Source organism: Arthrobacter monumenti (assembly GCF_054511255.1).
Genome location: NZ_JBTNCY010000001.1, coordinates 52,512 through 69,883, shown reverse-complemented (window position 1 = coordinate 69,883; position 17,372 = coordinate 52,512). Strand labels below are relative to the sequence as shown.

General features: G+C 55.5%; 11 protein-coding genes and 1 tRNA gene. 8 read left to right on the top strand and 4 right to left on the bottom strand.

The window, feature by feature from the left end; genetic code table 11:
• Positions 1–3: 3 nt before the first annotated feature.
• Together ACX80B_RS00300 and ACX80B_RS00295 are read left to right on the top strand one after the other, a co-directional pair.
• Positions 4–1,854, top strand: a complete 1,851-nt coding sequence (locus ACX80B_RS00300) for a glycosyltransferase (protein WP_459291872.1) — start codon at positions 4–6, stop codon at positions 1,852–1,854.
• Positions 1,855–1,887: 33 nt separating this feature from the next.
• Positions 1,888–2,442 (top strand): DUF488 domain-containing protein, encoded by a 555-nt coding sequence (locus tag ACX80B_RS00295; protein ID WP_459291870.1) that lies wholly within the window; start codon positions 1,888–1,890, stop codon positions 2,440–2,442.
• Between the two features lie 10 nt (positions 2,443–2,452).
• Here the strand turns inward: ACX80B_RS00295 and ACX80B_RS00290 are convergent, their stop codons facing one another.
• The gene (locus ACX80B_RS00290) at positions 2,453–2,818 is read right to left on the bottom strand and encodes an SPW repeat protein (protein WP_459291868.1); all 366 of its coding nucleotides are present in this window, start codon (positions 2,816–2,818) and stop codon (positions 2,453–2,455) included.
• Between the two features lie 170 nt (positions 2,819–2,988).
• On the bottom strand, positions 2,989–5,034 hold the full coding sequence (locus ACX80B_RS00285) for an acyltransferase family protein (RefSeq protein ID WP_459291867.1): 2,046 nt from the start codon (positions 5,032–5,034) through the stop codon (positions 2,989–2,991).
• Between the two features lie 193 nt (positions 5,035–5,227).
• On the opposite strand from ACX80B_RS00285, the gene ACX80B_RS00280 reads away from it, so the two are divergent.
• On the top strand, positions 5,228–6,415 hold the full coding sequence (locus tag ACX80B_RS00280) for a hypothetical protein (RefSeq protein ID WP_459291866.1): 1,188 nt from the start codon (positions 5,228–5,230) through the stop codon (positions 6,413–6,415).
• On the opposite strand, the gene ACX80B_RS00275 is transcribed toward ACX80B_RS00280, so the two are convergent.
• Positions 6,412–10,020, bottom strand: a complete 3,609-nt coding sequence (locus tag ACX80B_RS00275; protein WP_459291865.1) for a CDP-glycerol glycerophosphotransferase family protein — start codon at positions 10,018–10,020, stop codon at positions 6,412–6,414. The genes ACX80B_RS00280 and ACX80B_RS00275 overlap by 4 nt on opposite strands.
• A 400-nt stretch (positions 10,021–10,420) precedes the next feature.
• Here ACX80B_RS00275 and ACX80B_RS00270 point away from each other — a divergent pair, with 400 nt between their 5' ends.
• The gene (locus ACX80B_RS00270; protein WP_459291864.1) at positions 10,421–11,638 is read left to right on the top strand and encodes a hypothetical protein; all 1,218 of its coding nucleotides are present in this window, start codon (positions 10,421–10,423) and stop codon (positions 11,636–11,638) included.
• A 187-nt stretch (positions 11,639–11,825) separates the two neighbouring features.
• Positions 11,826–13,712 carry a glycosyltransferase gene (locus ACX80B_RS00265; RefSeq protein ID WP_459291862.1) on the top strand — a complete coding sequence of 629 codons (1,887 nt, stop codon included), beginning with the start codon at positions 11,826–11,828 and terminating at the stop codon, positions 13,710–13,712.
• 208 nt (positions 13,713–13,920) lie between these two features.
• Here ACX80B_RS00265 and ACX80B_RS00260 read toward each other — a convergent pair.
• Positions 13,921–13,996, bottom strand: a tRNA-Arg gene (locus ACX80B_RS00260).
• 308 nt (positions 13,997–14,304) lie between these two features.
• On the opposite strand from ACX80B_RS00260, the gene ssb reads away from it, so the two are divergent.
• From ssb to ettA, 3 genes are all read left to right on the top strand, one after another.
• Positions 14,305–14,922, top strand: a complete 618-nt coding sequence (ssb, locus tag ACX80B_RS00255; protein ID WP_459291860.1) for a single-stranded DNA-binding protein — start codon at positions 14,305–14,307, stop codon at positions 14,920–14,922.
• 86 nt (positions 14,923–15,008) lie between these two features.
• Positions 15,009–15,563 (top strand): DUF6993 domain-containing protein, encoded by a 555-nt coding sequence (locus ACX80B_RS00250; protein WP_459291858.1) that lies wholly within the window; start codon positions 15,009–15,011, stop codon positions 15,561–15,563.
• Between the two features lie 109 nt (positions 15,564–15,672).
• Positions 15,673–17,355, top strand: coding sequence for an energy-dependent translational throttle protein EttA (gene ettA / locus ACX80B_RS00245; protein WP_459291856.1), 1,683 nt, complete (start codon positions 15,673–15,675; stop codon positions 17,353–17,355).
• Positions 17,356–17,372 lie beyond the last annotated feature (17 nt).

Here is a 17,372-nt window from a genome sequence, read left to right as displayed (position 1 = left end):
AGTGTGCCCATCAGCGTAAACCTTCCCCCATTCCGCTACTTTATGGTGACGTGGGGAGTCGGCGCGGAGTTTGGCGGCATGACGACGATGTGTCTGACGCGTTCCCGGACAATGCGGCAGCTTGCAGGGATCCATGCCCCGGTTATCACGTTCGACTTCCAACCGAACTACGAGGATATTTGCGCGAACCTGCTGCGTGCCGGACACATTGTCGACAGCCGGGACATCGTCAACATTTATCATGATTACCGCTCCAGGGATCTCACTGGCCGCCCGTCCATCGCGGGGCAAAACGCGGGTGAGTCGCTGGCTCCACTGAGCGACGTCCAAACCCAGACAGTCCGGGACGCTGAGGGATTGGTCTTTTGCCGGGTGGTCCGCACCCTCGATGCCGAGACGGAAATCCGGCGCGAATACTTTCGGAAGGATGGCAGCCCCTTTCTTGTCGAGGAGGCCAAGCCGAAAGCCGGCAGTGGGGAGGGACGCTCGATCTCGTTGCTCGACAACGAGGGCCGGTGCGTCGCAGCTTTTGCCAGCCGGCACGAGTTTTATCAAGCTTGGATGGTGGAGTTGACGGGTGGCGAGCCCAGCGTCTTTATCGTCGATAGTCAACAGACCATAAAACATGTGGGCACGCTCGACGCCGACCACATCATGAAGTTTGCCGTCTTTCATAACAGTCACATTTCCGGTGGCGGAGACCCGTTGAGGGGCAAGCTGGCTCCGGGACGGCGCGAGCTGACAGAGTTTTCCCAACGGTGGGATGGGTTGCTCTTCCTGACTGAACGCCATAGGCAGGACTTCATCGACAGGTATGGGACTGCGAATAATCTCTTCTGCCTGTCCAACCCTTCACCGCGTGCCGATGCGCTACCGCCATTCGAGCAACGGACCCCCCACCGGGGCGTCATGGTGTGCCGGCTTGAGGAAGTCAAGAACGTCCGCGCGGCCATCGACGTAATTAGTATCGTCCGACGGTCCGTACCGACGGTTAAATTGGACGTTTATGGGACGGGTAGGCAGCGTCAGGAGTTGCAGGAGCATATCGAGGATCTGGGGCTGCAGGAGAACGTTGAGCTGCATGGGTATCTGCCGATGGCCTCGGCGCAGTTTAGGACCGCTGCGTTTTCCCTGCTGACCAGTAACAAGGAGGGCCAACCGCTGGCGCTGCTGGAGAGTCAGGGCCTCGGCTGTCCTCCCGTCGCATACGATATCCGCTACGGCCCCGAAGACGTGCTGGAAGACGGTGTGAATGGTTTCCTGGTGCCGCGGGGAGATATAGAAGCTGCGGCTGCGGCAATTATTGAACTGTGCACTGACCATGTCTTCGCCGAAAAGCTAAGCGCGCGGGCCTGGGAGGACAGCAGGAAATTTGGTTTCGGGGGAGTGCTGCAACGTTTAGGAACGATAGTGGATAAAGCATGGGAACAACGAACAGATCGGCTGGAAATGGACGAAATGCAATTCGTATGTGAACGGTCGGCTATCCTGTTCACCGGAGAGCTGGAGCTCATGGGCAGATTCACCTGGGACCAGTCAGCAGGTGAACCTGCCGAAGACCTGCTTTCAGCCGAGCTTCAGATCATTCCGAGGAAAGACGGCCCCGCGCATTCGTTGCCCGGCGAGATTCTGTCGCGGGCACCAGGGGAGATCTCTGTGCGATTCCTTGCCGGGCTGGACGAACTTGGAGAGGGCGCATCGAAGGACGACATGCTGGATGCCTTCGTACTGGTTACCGGCCGGAACGTTTTGTACCGGCACCGTTTGGAATTCAGTACAGGACACGCGCAATGGATTCCGTGCTCCACGGCAAAGGGCAAGTTGAGTCTCAAGGCTGCCCCAGCATCGTCGTAAGGATTACTCGGAGGGTACGGCCAGGAGTGGAATATGACTACCACGGGACAATTACTGTTCACAGTGGGACACGGAGCAGCGCCACAGTGGGATTTTACACAACTGCTCGACGATAACGACGTCCAGTCACTCGTGGACGTCCGGATTGGTCCTGGAAGCCGGAAGCACCCGCACTTTGGCAAGGACCGCATGCAGGAATGGTTGCCGGCAGCAGGGATCGACTACCGATGGGAGAAGCGGCTCGGCGGTTTCCGGAAACTCCTGCCGGATTCGCCGGACATGGCGTTGCGGAATGAGTCGTTCCGGGCCTACGCAGGGTATATGCGCTCCGATGAATTTCTTGCTGCCCTCACTGAGCTCATCGCTGACGCAAGTGAACGCCGTACGGCGATCATGTGCAGCGAAACCCTCTGGTGGCGCTGCCATCGGCGCTTGATCTCAGACCACGGCGTCCTGCTTGATGGACTCGATGTCCGGCACCTCATGCCCAAGGGAAGGACGACGGCGCACAAACCAACCGACGGCGTCAGGGCCGCTGAAGGCGAACTGATATACGACGTCGTCAACAAAGTGGACGCCGACTCCTGACTCTCCGCCGCTACGCTGCCCGTGGAGGTCCCGTCTCCTGGCGGTGAACCTTCTTGCCGCGGATGGCGGATCCCAATCCAATGACGAACGCTGTCAGGCCTATCAGCCATGCGATCCAGGCAGAGCCTGCGTTTGCTGTGTAGCCGAGAACCCAGGGTGTCAGAAACAGCAATAATCCAAATACGGCCTCGAACCAGAACACGGAGACAGCGTTGGGAGCGGCGAGGTTTATTACGGCCGCCAATACGAGTAGCCCGCCCAAGAGTGCCAGCGCGCCGGCAGAAGCCGGAGTGGTGGGAAAGAACGACGGGGAAAATGCGGCGATGATTCCGCCGACGATAATGATCCAGTCGGGTAAACGCGTCCATGCCTTCATTAGTGCCACGCTCCTTTGGTTGGGTTCGCCCTATAGTCAGTATGCTGAGTGAACGCTGTCTGATCAACCTTGGAAGAACCGCAGGGCACGCTTCAATCGGCAGGGGCAGTGTCGACAATCGGGCGCCTGGTGGAAATGCACCACCCGATAACCTGGGTGGGCACGGATAACTAGAGTGCTTGACGAATGGCATTCGACAAATACGGCGCCAAGGTGCGCGCATATGTAGCTGTTATATGCGAACCGTCGAAGTAGACAACGACGCCTCCAATAACCGCCCGGCATCGGCCTTCTCCACAGAAATAGCTGTCGAGATTGACCGTATGGATGTTCGGCCGTGCCAGCTCTTTTGCCGCTGCGAACAATGGAGTCATGACATGCCATTCCTCAGGCGTACCAGAGCATGACAAGTGGTTTTCGAGGTTCTCCGCTAAACAGTCTGGTACAGAACCACCAGGAAAAGTCGGATCCTTAATTATCACCAGATTGGTGCCGCCCTCGGACCAGTCTTTGAGGTAGGAGATGTAACCGTCCTTCGCCGGCTCAGAGGAATTTGAATAGCTGTAGCCTTGAACCGGCACCGACTGCCTTTCTGACGTAAAGACGAGGTCATACTTGGTGCCTTTAGTTTCCTCCATTGCCCAGCGGCCCCACTCCAGACAGTTCTCCGTCTTTTCTGGAGTATCAAAAGTCAGCGGCGCGTCTGTCGGGTTACACCGCGAAACCAGATATGTCGTTATAGTCCATCCCCTTTGTTCGGCAATGACCTGGAGGGCTGGCAACCAGTGTCCAGCATGGGAATTGCCTACGAGCGCTACCTGCTTGGGGCCGGAGCCGTAAGTACATTTCGTTCGCTCGGTAAATGGGGCGTTGTTCCAGCAATGATCCTCGTAGGCCTCAGCCTTATCCGTTTTTGCGAGAGTGAGGTCGGGGACAGGGGCAACCGACGGATTCTGCGGGCACTTATCAAATCCTGCAGCAATCGAAGACGCACCAAAACATGGGTCGTTACCATTGACGGCTGACTTCAACTGATTGGTGGCCGCGGTTTGGCGGTATTCCACTTCCGCCAATTGGACGGCAGACAATGCCACAACCGCTATCATGCCCACGCCCGCCAGACGATACGTTGCCGCCAGCGATGCGCCTGGCTTACTGACGCGATACCGATCCTCAATGAACTTTTTACTGGCTCCTGCCAACAGTAGCGTCGCGACGAGAATGAATGCCTTGTCCAACCTTCCAAGATGTCCACCACTGACATAGGGGATCAACGCAATCAACGGCCAATGCCATAGGTACACGGAGTAGGAAACGTTCCCAAGCCACTGGATGGGACGAAGTTGGAACACATTGGTCGGAGAGAAGGCATCACATGCGCCAGTCCAAATAACGAGAGCTGTGCCTAGAACTGGTACGAGCGCAGCGTATCCGGGAAATGGAGTTGAGCCGCTGTAGTACACAGCAGAAATCACAATGGCGGTTACTCCGAGCCATGCCAGAAGCGGCCCGAACCTGGACGCCAATCTTGTCGACATGATTGGGAGAGCCGCTATTGCTCCACCCATGGCGAGTTCCCACATGCGGGTGGGGGTAATGAAGTATGCGCTGGCAGGCTCGTTGATAGTCGCCGATACGGAGAAGGCAAGTGACAGGACAATCACGCCGGAGATCACCGCCCGCGCAGTGGTCGTTGGCGAAAGCTTAAAGCGGCGGGCAACCCAGAATGCGGCGAGTAAGAGTATCGGCCAAAACAGATAGAACTGTTCTTCCACCGAAAGGGACCAGAAATGTTGGACGGGAGAAGCACTGTTATCAGCAGCCAAATAATCGGTCGCAGACGACGCCAATGCCCAGTTCTCAATGTATAAAGCAGAAGAAATGATTTCCCGTGATATCTGCTCCCATTGGGTAGGCGGTGCCAGCAGACGGGTCGCCACGGCGGTTATTGCGAGAACAACAAGGGAGGCAGGGAGCAGTCGTCTAATACGGCGACTCCAGAATCTCGCTAGATCGTGGAACCGGGCCGGCGGTTTAGCGAGCAAGTGTGCTGTTATGAGGTAACCGGAGATAACGAAGAAAGCGTCTACTCCAACGAACCCGCCGGATAGGCGATTTGGCCATAAATGATAAATGACCACAAGACTTACGGCTAGCGCGCGCAGGCCTTGGATGTCTTTTCGGAAGTTCTGCCCGTCCTGAGGGGCACGTTCCATGACGGCAGTAATGTGACTTCTCCCTGTATTAGCTATCCCGCATATGACCGACCACAAGCTTATCCGGCCGACGGCGGCAGAACTCTCCCGGCGCGGCCGCAGGTCAGCTTCATGAGCGGACTTTTGAAGGCAGTGGGAGGGCACCACAGTTCACCACAGTGGCAGTTGTGTACTGTCGCTGTAAAATGACGCCATGGCTGACCGAATCTACGTCCATATTGGCGCGCCGAAATCAGGCACAACCTTCATCCAAACCATCTTGTGGGATAACAAAGAACGCCTCGCCGCCAATGGAATCCTGCTCCCCGGGCTTCGGCGGTATGACCATGTCGAGATGGCAAATTATGTCCGCTCGTCAGCACCGTCCAAGAGCTCGGCAGCGACCTGGCGCCGCATAGGCGAACAAATTCGTTCGTGGCCGGGTACGGTCATTCTGAGCAACGAGTGGTTCACCTTGGCGACTGGAGAACAAGTACGCAAGTTCATAAATGCGCTCAGGCCAGCCGAGGTACACGTCGTCTTTACAGCCCGGAATTTCGTCTACACAGTTCCCGCTGCATGGCAGGAGATGCTAAAGCTGGGAGGTGGTCAATCCTTCGAGGAGTTCTACACTGCGTTTGAGAAGTCACGGGCGGGGCGTTGGGGATGGAACACTATGGATGCGTCGCTAATCCTTCCCGTTTGGACAGAGAGTGTGCCGACAGAGCAAACCCACATCGTTACCGTCCCGCCGCGTAGCTCGGGAACTGGGCTTCTATGGGAACGTTTCGCAACCGTGTGTGGGCTGGATGCATCGGCTTTCCGCACAGACAGCGCTTTCGCGAACGAGTCCATTGGCGCGGAAAGCGCCCGGTTGCTCGAACTGATCGGCCCGGAGATTCGGCACGCCGTCGAAGCGGATCGTGGACATCGGGCATCACAGTATAAATTGATCCGCAATTATTTCAGCCATTCACTACTGGCGCCTTTGGGCGGAACGAAGATCGGCGTGGACAATGAGTACATAGCAAGAATAAACACTCGTTCAGAGGCTACCGTCGAAAAGCTGCATGATGCAGGCTATGTCGTCGAGGGAAACTTGGACGAACTGCGGAATGGTGATCTGCCGGAGTCGCTCTTACCCGAGAAGGTGGAAGGCGAGGCAGTATTGTCAGTTGCCCTGAGCATAATTCCACAGTTGCTTGGACGTATCCATCAGGAATCCCGGAAGTCAGAGACTGAGGCTAAGAAGGTCAAAGAGCTTCAAATGCAAGTTGATCAGCTGCGCGGTGTGCCGAACCACGCCCCTTTGGCGGCTCGGCCCCTAATCCGTAAAGCATTGCGCGCACTGGCAAGGACTCGCAGGGGGAGTAGGCGGAGCGGTCCACCAACCAAGTCCTAGAGCGATCCCTGGTTGCCAAAGATATGATCGACAACTCGTTCGGTGGCATGCCCGTCCTCGAGCGGACTGAACCGGCGGATAAATTCCCGATACGACGATGCGTAATCCTTGTTCACTTGAGACAAGTCGCCGATCGCATCAAAAAGTTCTGATTGGTTCCTAACAACGGGACCAGGTAGATCAGTATCGTAGTCCAGATAGAAGCCGCGGAGCTGATCTCGATAAATATCCAGGTCGTAGGCATAAAAGATTATTGGCCGTTGCAGATTCGCATAGTCAAAGAAGACCGAGGAATAGTCGGTTACCAGAGCATCGCTTATGAAATACAGCTCATGGATATCGGCCACATCAGAGACATCAATAACATTGCCCTTCAGCTCCTCAGGGATCGTGATCCGGTCGCGCACGAGCACATGGGTGCGAAGCAGCAGGACCGTAGTATCGCCGAAACGACTATTGAATGCCTCCAGGTCTATGGGTAACTTGAAAGAAAAACGACCCTTTCCCTTCGACTCGTTGTCACGGAAGGTGGGGGCGTACAGGATGACGGTCTTGTCTTTATCGATTCCGAGACGCGAGCGCATATTCGTGGCCGCCTCATCGTCCATCTCACTGAACAGAACGTCGTTTCGGGGATATCCCGTCTCAAGTACCTCGCCTTGGAAGTGAAATGCGCTCCGCATTGCCCGTGTTGCATAAGGACTCGGCGATATTAGTAGGCTCCACTGACTCGCTGCCTTGCTGACCCGGTTCAGATATCCTTCATCGCGACCATATACTTCATCAAGGTCATGTGCCATGCGTTTAACCGGAGTCCCATGCCAGGTCTGCACATAGACACCGCCTTCTCGACGTGTAACATAGTGCGGAAAACTTTGGTTGTTCACCCAGTATTTCGCTTTGGCGAGATACCAGTAGTATTGCGGCGACAAACGCTTAACGACAATCGTATTCGGATCGGATACGGGAAGACTCTTGGAGTAAGCCCATACCTTGAGGCGCTTATCTCCTCGGCGAATGAGTTCTTCATAGACATACCGGGGACTATCAGCGTATTGGGTGCCGACGCCACTCTCAAAGACGATGACGTTTGGATCCAAGGGAAGCAATTTAGCTAATCGGAACATAAGGCGCATAGCAGGGAAGTAATGCCTGCTGCGGCGGAATACGCGAAAGGCAGCCTGAAGTATTTCATTGCGCCCCATCCGGGTAATCCAGTTATCTGAGCGCCGCGCTTTCGATATGGCCTCGTATATGCGTTCGCTACTGGAAGTGTCCCGATACTCGATGAATTTGTCCGCGCGATCAACATACTGAGCATCCATGGTGTTACCAGTGGAAATGTAGCGATCTACCGTGCTAACGAGCCTGTCTAGGTCGAGAGCGATTGGCCCTGGAAGTTCTCGGTCAAGGTCAAGATGGGAACCACGGTTGCCCAGGAAGCGTTCGCGATCGAATTGATAGTAAATTACTGGCTTATGTAAAAAGCTAAAGTCAAATGCAACGCTTGAATAATCGGTGATCAAAAGACCACTTTGTTTGAGGAGAAATTGCACATCCACTTCTCCCTGGCTGATAATACGGGCCGGTACATCCGCGAACATTCCGCGATGCTGTTGCATATTGGGATGCAGGCAGAAGATGATGTCCAGTTGATATTCTTCGGCCAGTTCTTTGACTCTAGGGTGAGTCAAAAACTCTTTCCATCGATGATAGTAATCTGAATCCAGGAAGAGTTTAGAATCCTGAAGCCATTCCCGCCACGTCGGAATGATCAGGATTTGATGAGTCCTGGATGGAACATCAGGCTTGAATAGAGTATCGAAACGAGCCAATCCCGTAACCGCCACATCATCCGGGGCATACCCGAAGTCACCAACGATATATTCCTTCTCCCGCTGAGAGCTGACGATGAAGAGGTCGGTCTCAAATGTGCTTACGGTCTTTCCATACATGGGCGCGAGCCATTTCGTCCCCATCACTCCGTGTTGAAGAAAGACTTTTGCGCCGCTCATTGCTTTTATAAAGGCTGGCGTACGCAATGGATACAAGAAATCAGGGTGATGCGTTCCAATTAATCGATCGGCATTCAAGGCCACGTTGACATGTTCTTTCGACCGGAAGTTGATCACATTTCCAAGGCCAGCCAGGTTCCTTTTTTCCGGTGACGAAGCTTCGATGACATAGTACGCATCTATCTCGGGCCGGTTTTTGCGGAGATACTTAAAGAACTGAAGACCATTGTCTTGTGCCTTGTAGGGACGTTCACCAATCAGCCAGATCGGTTTCCTGCGCAACAACGTTGATGGCACCCGACGTCGACGCATTTGTTTACGAAGATCGGAAAATACATCGGAATCGAACTGTTCCAGATGGAAAGACGTATTCTTGGCTTTATATGTGTAGTAGGGGGAGACGGAAACCGTAGAGTCCCCATTCCGCGCCCATCCCGGCCGGCTTAGAAGCTGGACCAAGAAGCGCGTACGACCGACTCGGACTTGGAAGGGTTCCGCCGCCCCTTGGGGAGTGTATTCAACCCAGGCATCGAGCGTGTCATCCTGACTGGATTCGTCAGAAATTAGTCGTGACAGTCGCCATCTCGCTACAAAGTCGTAGTGACGGAATCCATATTTTCTTCGTGTTAACGCCTCATTGAATCGAAGTATCAGAGGAGCTTGACCCCGAAGACCCGTTGCACGCCCCTTTAGGAGGAGGCTCGCAGACTCGACGTCATCGTGACGGGTTACCAATAAACCCTTGAGTATTAGGACACCGTCCTTTATCCGGAGAGACCGGACACGCACTTCCCCGTACGGATTTAGCTGGCGGTCGATGGCAACCGATAATGTTCCGTCCCTATTGGGGTACAGAATCGCCTGGGATCCGTCAGTGGATACAACTGGCGACATCGTAGCTAGTTGCGTGTCCGCAAAACGACCAAGAGAGAGCCTGTACCGGATGCGCACCCACTCTTCTCCCTCTGCGCGCCGACCCGTCGGTACTTCCGGGGATGGCTCGGTTCGCAGCGGGACAGCGCTAAACAAGGGGCCGGCTTTGGCAGCAACCGTCTTGGCAAGGTCGGAATCGCCCTCCACGTCACGTTCAACTTCGAGAAACAGCGCCAGAGCGCCGCCGATTGACTCCGTCAACGCATTTGGCATGCCTGTTCCCGCAACAGGGCTCTCCGATGACGACAAGCTATTCGTGTAGTCAGAATAGGATGCATCCGTGAGGCTGATATTCGACAGCTCTTTGTCTTCAGCGACTTCCCGGAAAAGTGCGGCACCCGCCTGGCAAACTGATTCGAGATCGATTTCGGCCCTATAGTCCTGCCCATATTTATCGATGGACGCGGGGTTGTCGTCGGGAGTAGGCACGGTTATCCGTATCCAATGCTCTCCCTGATAACGCCCCCATAGAGCACGAGGCTTTACATCCCGGCGGAGACGAAAGCGAAGCTTGATTACGCTGCCTTGCTGATGAGCGCCCAGCGAGCGTCGCACCGGACCAATCGCAGTGGGGCCGTGCCTACCGGAAACCAACTGGCGAACGCGCATTGCCGCACGCTTCGCCGTCGTATTAGTTAGGTTGGCAGGTTTGATCACGTTGACTCGCTGTCGTAGTTGGTGCCCGGCACTCGTCTTACTGTCATAGAAATATCCCTGCGTACATTCTGGCAGATGCTGACGTGGCATCGACCATTCAACTATTCTGCGTAATCTTGTCCCGTTAGTCGGAGCTGCCTCCACATGCTGGTTATTGACGGTGCACGAGAGACGGTTTGCAGGCGTGTCCCTTTGCCACCGATGAGCTCCGCAGCCGCCGTTCCTGCCGGGAATGGAGCTTGGATGGGCAACATGCTGATCTCCATAGACATAGCTTGGTAGTGTTGCTTTCGGGTGGGTAGGTGTGAGCCGCCTATGGCCGAAATGCATAGTCTCTCGAGTGGGACTTCAGGTGCAATATCCGCCAAGCTAACAGTGCCTGCGATGAATGGAGAAGCTTTTGACCGAGCAGTCCTCACGAGAGTCGTTGCTACTTCCCGAACGATCCCGCCTCTTCTATATCGGCTTGCCGAAAACGGGCACTACGGCGATGCAGACGACGGCCAGCAGCAAGCGCGATGCACTGCTGGCTGCGGGCGTACGCTATCCCGGGGTGGGGATGAACCATAGACTGGCAGTCGCTGCATTGATGGGAAAGCGAATCGGTTGGGACGGTGCTGTTCCCCCGCAGAAGCACTGGAATTCGATGATGCGTGAAGTCGAGGCTGATCAAAGCAACCGCATATGGATCAGTCATGAGTTTGCTTGTGAGGCTGGCGACGCCTCAGCCGAACGATTTGCCAGCAATCTGGGCGAACCTATCCACGTCGTAATCACCCTTAGGAACTATGCCTCTACTTTGGCATCCGTATGGCAACAGAGCAAGAAAATCGGCAATGCCCAGCCATTCGAAGCCTGGCTGCAGCGCGTACTGGTCCCATCGTCAGCAAAAGCGTCGTCGAGCCTTCCAGACAGTATTGGAAACCAAGGCGGTGTTGTCGAACGTTGGGCTTCGATAGTCGGCAAACAAAACGTCACTGTAATCCTTGTTGATAAGAGTCGTCCAGAATTGCTGGCGAACTCCTTTGAAGATTTGCTTGGTCTACCCCGGGATTTCCTCAGCGCCCAAAGCGGGGGATTCACCTCAAATAGATCCATGTCGCTCCCGGAGGCGGAGCTACTTCAACGTCTGAACACCCAAATAAAGGGCAAAAATGTGGCGTGGGCTGATCACCTGAATCTCATACAGAGAGGCGCTGTCAAGTCATTGCTCACAAACAGAGTGCCTGGGGAAGAAGAAGACCGCATTCTCGTACCTGATTGGGCTGCCGAAGTGGCGGCCACACGAGGACATGAAGTTGCCGAGCGCATTGATGCGAGTGGAGTTCGTGTGGTGGGCAGCTTGGAAACACTGTATGAATCCTCCCGATCCATCCGCGGCTCGCAACCAGCTGTCGACAGCGTGCCCATGGATGCCGCGGTAGAAGCGATGATGGGGCTGTTCAACGCAGCGCTCAAACGTGAGGGATCGAGTTCAAAGTCTGACGTCAAAGCCTCCGATAATAGCTTGCCCGCGGTCCGTGCAGCAGCGAACTTCACAACGCATGACCTCATAAAAGCGTTAAAGATTCGGCTCACTCACAAAGTCAGGACTGGCCGTTCGAAACCGACATCGTAATGGCTGGTATGCAGAACCACGAGACACCGCTGTTGGCGATGGGATGGCCTGTGAATGAATGTTGGGTCATTGGGTGGGACGCTATTGACCCTGTTCATGTACGAAGGAGCGCGGCGTTCAGCATCCGTGACTACCAGTCTGGGCGGGCTGGAGACTGTTTGTTTGAGCGGCCCAATGAGAAGGGTTATTGACGTTGTCTGATAGTTCCATTGGTCAAAAACCGACACTGCACTTCACCGTAAACAGTCTGGCACTTAGGAGAGGCGGATTAGTCAAAGCCGTACGGGAACGGGCCAGTTCTCTCGCAGCGGAGAAAGCCTTCCACCAAGTATGGATCGATGTGCTGGGGTTTCAACCACGTATTGAACAGAACGTGAATGATCTCAAAGCATCCGGCCATCTTCATGCCGACGTCAACGTCCGGAGTATCCTGTATTCCCTGGATGAGAGCAACGCAGGACTTTTGCAGACCGCAGCTTCTCCGGCATTTGACCGACTCATTGATGAGACGCGCGACCATAAATATGAAAGAGCGACGCGTTTCGACAAGCAGGGCCTCGTTCGATCCGTTGACTACTTTACGAAGAGCGGCCGTCTAGCACGCCGGGATCAGATGAACGCTAATGCCCAACTCGCCCGTGTACTGGAGTTTCCGGAAGCCGGCGATGGCCACATAACCCAGCACTACATCGGTGATAATGGTCGCTGTTTTTTGCAGATCCACCAATCGCCAGAGTCCTCCAAGTGGTTGTCGAGTACGGTTTTCGGTGAACACGAATTGAACTTCGACAGTATGGGTTTGCTATACCAATACGCATTCGAAAAGGTGTTGGCCCTTGAGCAGAGCCCGGTAATAACTTCTGAGTTCCGGGAAACTCTCAATAACTTGCCATCAGAAAATCTGGACGACGTCGTTAGGCTCCTTCGCCACCCACGACTGCGCAAGGTTGCTGTGGCGCATAGCAATCACCTAAAACCCCCATATGTTCCTGGTTCGGGTGTAAGCGCAACGTGGCAGCGGTTGCTGCGGAATATTGATGATATAGATTCTTTGGTGGTGCTAACGGAAGCGCAAAAAGAAGATCTGGCGAATGAATTCGGGCACCCGGAAAAAATCGAGGTCATCACTCATTCAGCACCTACCTACGACATTGTTCCGAAGAATATTGATCCTAATCGCGTCGTGGTTGTCGCTCGTACGCATCCAAAAAAGCGCGTAGACGAAGCGATTCGGACATTCAGAAAAGTACTTGATGGGAATCCAAAGGCATTTTTAGAGGTTTTTGGATTCGGATACGGGGACGCGGAAGAAGCTAAAGTCGTCAAGCTGATTGACGAACTGGACCTCAATCAAAAGGTGCGCTTTGTGCCGTTTACGAGCCATCCAGGTGAGATCTATGATGGGGCCTGCGTTACGCTGATGACTTCCGCATCCGAGGGTTTCGGGCTCGTCCTGCTGGAGAGCATGAGCCATGGTGTGCCGGTCGTAGCCTATGACGCCAATTATGGACCGAGAGACGTGATAATCGATGGCCAGAATGGCTTTCTGGCGGCGTTTGGGGATTCGGACATACTGGCGGAAAAGGTCTTAGAGATTATGGGCGATCCGAACCTCCGCACCCGTCTTGGCAAGAACGCTCAGGTGACGATGAGCAAATTCGACAGGAAGGGCTTCATCTCAAAGTGGGTTGAAGTGCTTGGGGGCATACCGCCTCGTGGCGGGGCCACTAATTCGCTGGAGAATAGGATAGTCGATGACGCTTGGTGGAGCGGTGAATCATTGGTGTTGCAAGCAGCCGCAGTTGTCCCAGCCGGATCCTGCATCCTTATAGAAAAAAGAGGAGCAGACGCCCCGGTCATCGAAGAGCTGCTAAACGAGGGTGTTTGGCGGTTCGATATCCCACCAAGTGGCCATAAGGACATTTTTGACGTCTACGTTAAGTTCACGCCTGACGAAAGGCGGCGGCGGGTCTCGTACAGTCTGGACACAGTACAACAGCGGGGTCCGCTGAAGCTCTATGCAACCAAACACGGCGCCTTGTCCCTGAAAAATGTCGGTGTCCAGCCGAACTGACGCGTGCGTTGGGTGGCGGACTCGATCCACGGTAGTCAGTATTGGAAACGGGACAGCGACACAAACTACCACTTGCGCGGGTTCCATACTGGTGTCGATCTTTGCCGAGCCGTTCTGGCGGATTCCTGGACTCATACCTATTTGCCCCCGATGGCCCGTGCGAAGTCGGCAGTTTCTCCATGAACGATGGCGCGGCTCACAAGAACAATGGTGCCCCGGGCGGGAATCGAACCCACGACCAAGAGATTAGAAGGCTCCTGCTCTATCCGCTGAGCTACCGAGGCAGATGGATCTCCACCGCAACAGTCAGACATCCGGAAATTACTTTATCAACTTTGTCAGCCTTGGTTCATTTTCGGCATTTCGTCGCAACCGTCTTGAGGGTTTCCGCGCTTTGGTCCAACTCTTTGTGGCGGCTGGGCTTGGGGTGTGCACAGTTCGGACTCCCTGACATACCGATCAGACTCTTCCTCCACAGGCCACGTTCTGCGTCCTGCTTATACACAGTTGGCGGATGTGCTCTTTCCCGCCCGTCACTTCCCGCCGAAGCTGGATTCAGTAGCAGATTGCTGCAGGAACGAAGGGAAAAGCAATGAGTGAATTAATCACGGTACGTGGCTTTGTAGCCTCCGGAGTCCGCGAAGACAAGACCCACAGTGGGGACCCGGTAGCCAGTTTTCGCATGGGCGCAACGGAACGTCGATATAACCGCGAGGACAAGACATGGGAGGACGGGGATACCAACTGGTTTTCTATCGCCTGTTTCCGCGCATTGGCCAAGAACGTGGCATTCAGTGTCCAAAAGGGTGAGAAAGTTGTCGTCACCGGGCGGCTGAAAATCCGCAACTGGTCCCTTCCCGACGGACGAACCGGAACGACGGCTGATATCGATGCTGAAACAGTGGGACATGATTTGATGTGGGGCCTGAGCAAGTTCAAGCGGGTTGGCAAAGAGGACCCTGCAGCGTGGAATTCCCAACAGAACCAAAGTGGGGACGTCGAGGGTGAGAATCCCGGCTTGAACATGGAGACCGGAGAACTACCAGATGGAGCACCCGCTGCGACAGACGGCGCGCAGGTCACGGCCAATGAAGCATCCTACGCCGGACAGTCGGCTGACGATGCCCATAGAATTTCGGCTACGGACGACGGGGACGAAGGACAGGAAAGTGATGACGCGGTGGACAGGGATAGTGCTTTCGTCGGCTAATGGCTGGAGGCCCAGTCGGCCCCGTCCCGCGATGGCCGCCAGGGAGGAGGCGCCGTGCCGGCTATCCGGTTCGATAAGGTGACTCTATGGAGTATCCGCGTACCGCAGGAGTAAGGCGGCGAACGCCGGTAGTGCTGTTGATAGGCACAGTATTGACCTTCTCCTTGGCTGCATGCAGCAGTGGAGCAGGTAACGCAAATGGTACTGATGAGCCGGAAGCAACGGCCCCCGTGACGGCCGCGGCGCCTCCCACGGCAGGAAGCGGCGCAGATACTTCCGCCGATGCCAGGCAGTCGAAGGCGTCAGAGGGCGATGCGGAGTCGAAGACCGGTTCAGGCGATGGAAGCCGCACGGAAAGTGTTCGTGAGACGGTTGGAAACTCCTTGAGGGAACTCACGGCGGATACCCCCGAACCAACGAGAGATCAAGTGCAATCCACGCTCAGGTCAGCAGGATTTCCTGCAGAGAAGACCGAAGTGTCAATTACGCGCACCCCGACGGGGCTGGAGGTGGAAGCCATTGAAGCAGCCGTTCACGTTGAGGACGAGTGTGTGGTTGCGCAGCTGAGAGACGGTTCGGTTGCGCTGGCAGTATTGCCTGTCCTGGAGACAGGATTGTGCTTCGTGGGAGACCAACGCTGATTCGGACCGGTTTCCATCCGGAAGCAAGCACCGGTCCGAAGCGCCGTTCGACGGCTGGATACGGCGGAACGAATATGAGATCTGACCTGAGACAGATTAGCCTTGGGGCATGGCGGAATTTATCTACACGATGACCAAGGCCCGCAAGGCCGTTGGCGACAAAGTTATTCTCGACGACGTAAGCATGTCCTTTTACCCCGGAGCCAAGATTGGTGTGGTCGGGCCTAATGGTGCTGGTAAATCGACCATCCTGAAGATCATGGCGGGGCTGGACACGCCCTCCAACGGCGAAGCCAGGTTGAGTCCCGGTTACACGGTTGGAATCCTTCTGCAGGAACCGCCTCTGAATGAGGAAAAGACGGTACTCGGCAACGTTGAAGAGGGCGTTGGGGACATCAAGGCGAAACTGGACCGGTTCAACGAGATCTCAGAGGAAATGTCCAGCCCGGACGCGGACTACGAGAAGCTCTTGGACGAGATGGGCAAACTCCAGGAAGCGATCGACGCCGCGGATGCCTGGGACCTCGATTCACAGCTTGAACAGGCGATGGATGCCTTGCGTTGCCCGCCGCCTGAGGCAGACGTCTCGAACCTTTCTGGTGGTGAGCGCCGCCGGGTGGCATTGTGCAAGTTGCTGTTGCAGAAGCCGGACCTGCTGCTGCTCGACGAACCCACCAACCACCTTGACGCTGAAAGCGTCCTCTGGTTGGAAAACCATCTCGCCTCCTACGCGGGCGCCGTTCTCGCCGTCACCCACGACCGGTACTTCCTCGACCATGTGGCCGAGTGGATCGCCGAGGTCGACCGTGGGCACCTGTACCCATACGAGGGCAACTACTCGACCTACCTCGAGAAGAAGCGAGCCCGTCTAGAGGTCCAAGGCAAGAAGGACATGAAGATGGCCAAGCGACTGGCCGATGAGCTCGAGTGGGTCCGCTCAAATGCGAAGGGCAGGCAGACGAAATCCAAGGCCCGTCTGGGACGCTACGAGGAGATGGCGGCCGAAGCCGAGCGCACCAAGAAGCTGGACTTCGAGGAGATCCAGATCCCGCCCGGCCCACGACTCGGGAATCTGGTGATCGAAGCCAACGATCTCGAGAAGGGATTCGGCGACCGTGTGTTGATCGACGGACTCAGCTTCTCCCTCCCAAGGAACGGCATCGTTGGCGTTATTGGTCCGAACGGCGTCGGCAAGACCACATTGTTCAATACGATAGTTGGCCGCGAAGAGCTTGATGACGGCGAACTGAAGATTGGGGATTCCGTTGAGATTGCATACGTGGACCAGTCCCGCAGCGCAATTGATCCGGAAAAGAACCTCTGGGAGGTTGTCTCCGGTGGGCACGACTACATTCAGGTCGGCAAGGTGGAAATGCCCTCAAGGGCCTACGTTTCCGCATTTGGCTTTAAGGGTCCGGACCAGCAGAAGAAGGCCGGCATCCTCTCGGGTGGCGAGCGCAACAGGTTGAATCTCGCGCTGACGTTGAAGCAGGGCGGTAACCTGCTGCTTCTCGATGAACCGACTAACGACCTGGACGTTGAGACGTTGGGAAGTCTGGAGAACGCATTGCTGGAGTTCCCCGGTTGTGCCGTGGTCACGTCTCACGACCGGTGGTTTCTGGACCGGGTGGTCACGCACATTCTCGCCTGGGAAGGTACGGATGAGAACCCGGGCAACTGGTATTGGTTCGAGGGGAACTTCGAGTCCTATGAGCAGAACAAGATTGAACGGTTGGGCCCTGACGCTGCCAAACCACACCGGGTGACACACCGCCGTCTGACCCGTGGTTAGGTCTCTACAAAGCGTGA

Bases quoted from the DNA above. Each gene is read 5' to 3' on its own strand.
- ettA (WP_459291856.1), top strand. From the start codon at position 15,673: ATGGCGGAATTTATCTACACGATGACCAAGGCCCGCAAGGCCGTTGGC.
- ACX80B_RS00280 (WP_459291866.1), top strand. From the start codon at position 5,228: ATGGCTGACCGAATCTACGTCCATATTGGCGCGCCGAAATCAGGCACA.
- ACX80B_RS00290 (WP_459291868.1), bottom strand. From the start codon at position 2,818: ATGAAGGCATGGACGCGTTTACCCGACTGGATCATTATCGTCGGCGGA.
- ACX80B_RS00250 (WP_459291858.1), top strand. From the start codon at position 15,009: ATGGAGTATCCGCGTACCGCAGGAGTAAGGCGGCGAACGCCGGTAGTG.
- ACX80B_RS00295 (WP_459291870.1), top strand. From the start codon at position 1,888: ATGACTACCACGGGACAATTACTGTTCACAGTGGGACACGGAGCAGCG.
- ssb (WP_459291860.1), top strand. From the start codon at position 14,305: ATGAGTGAATTAATCACGGTACGTGGCTTTGTAGCCTCCGGAGTCCGC.
- ACX80B_RS00285 (WP_459291867.1), bottom strand. From the start codon at position 5,034: ATGGAACGTGCCCCTCAGGACGGGCAGAACTTCCGAAAAGACATCCAA.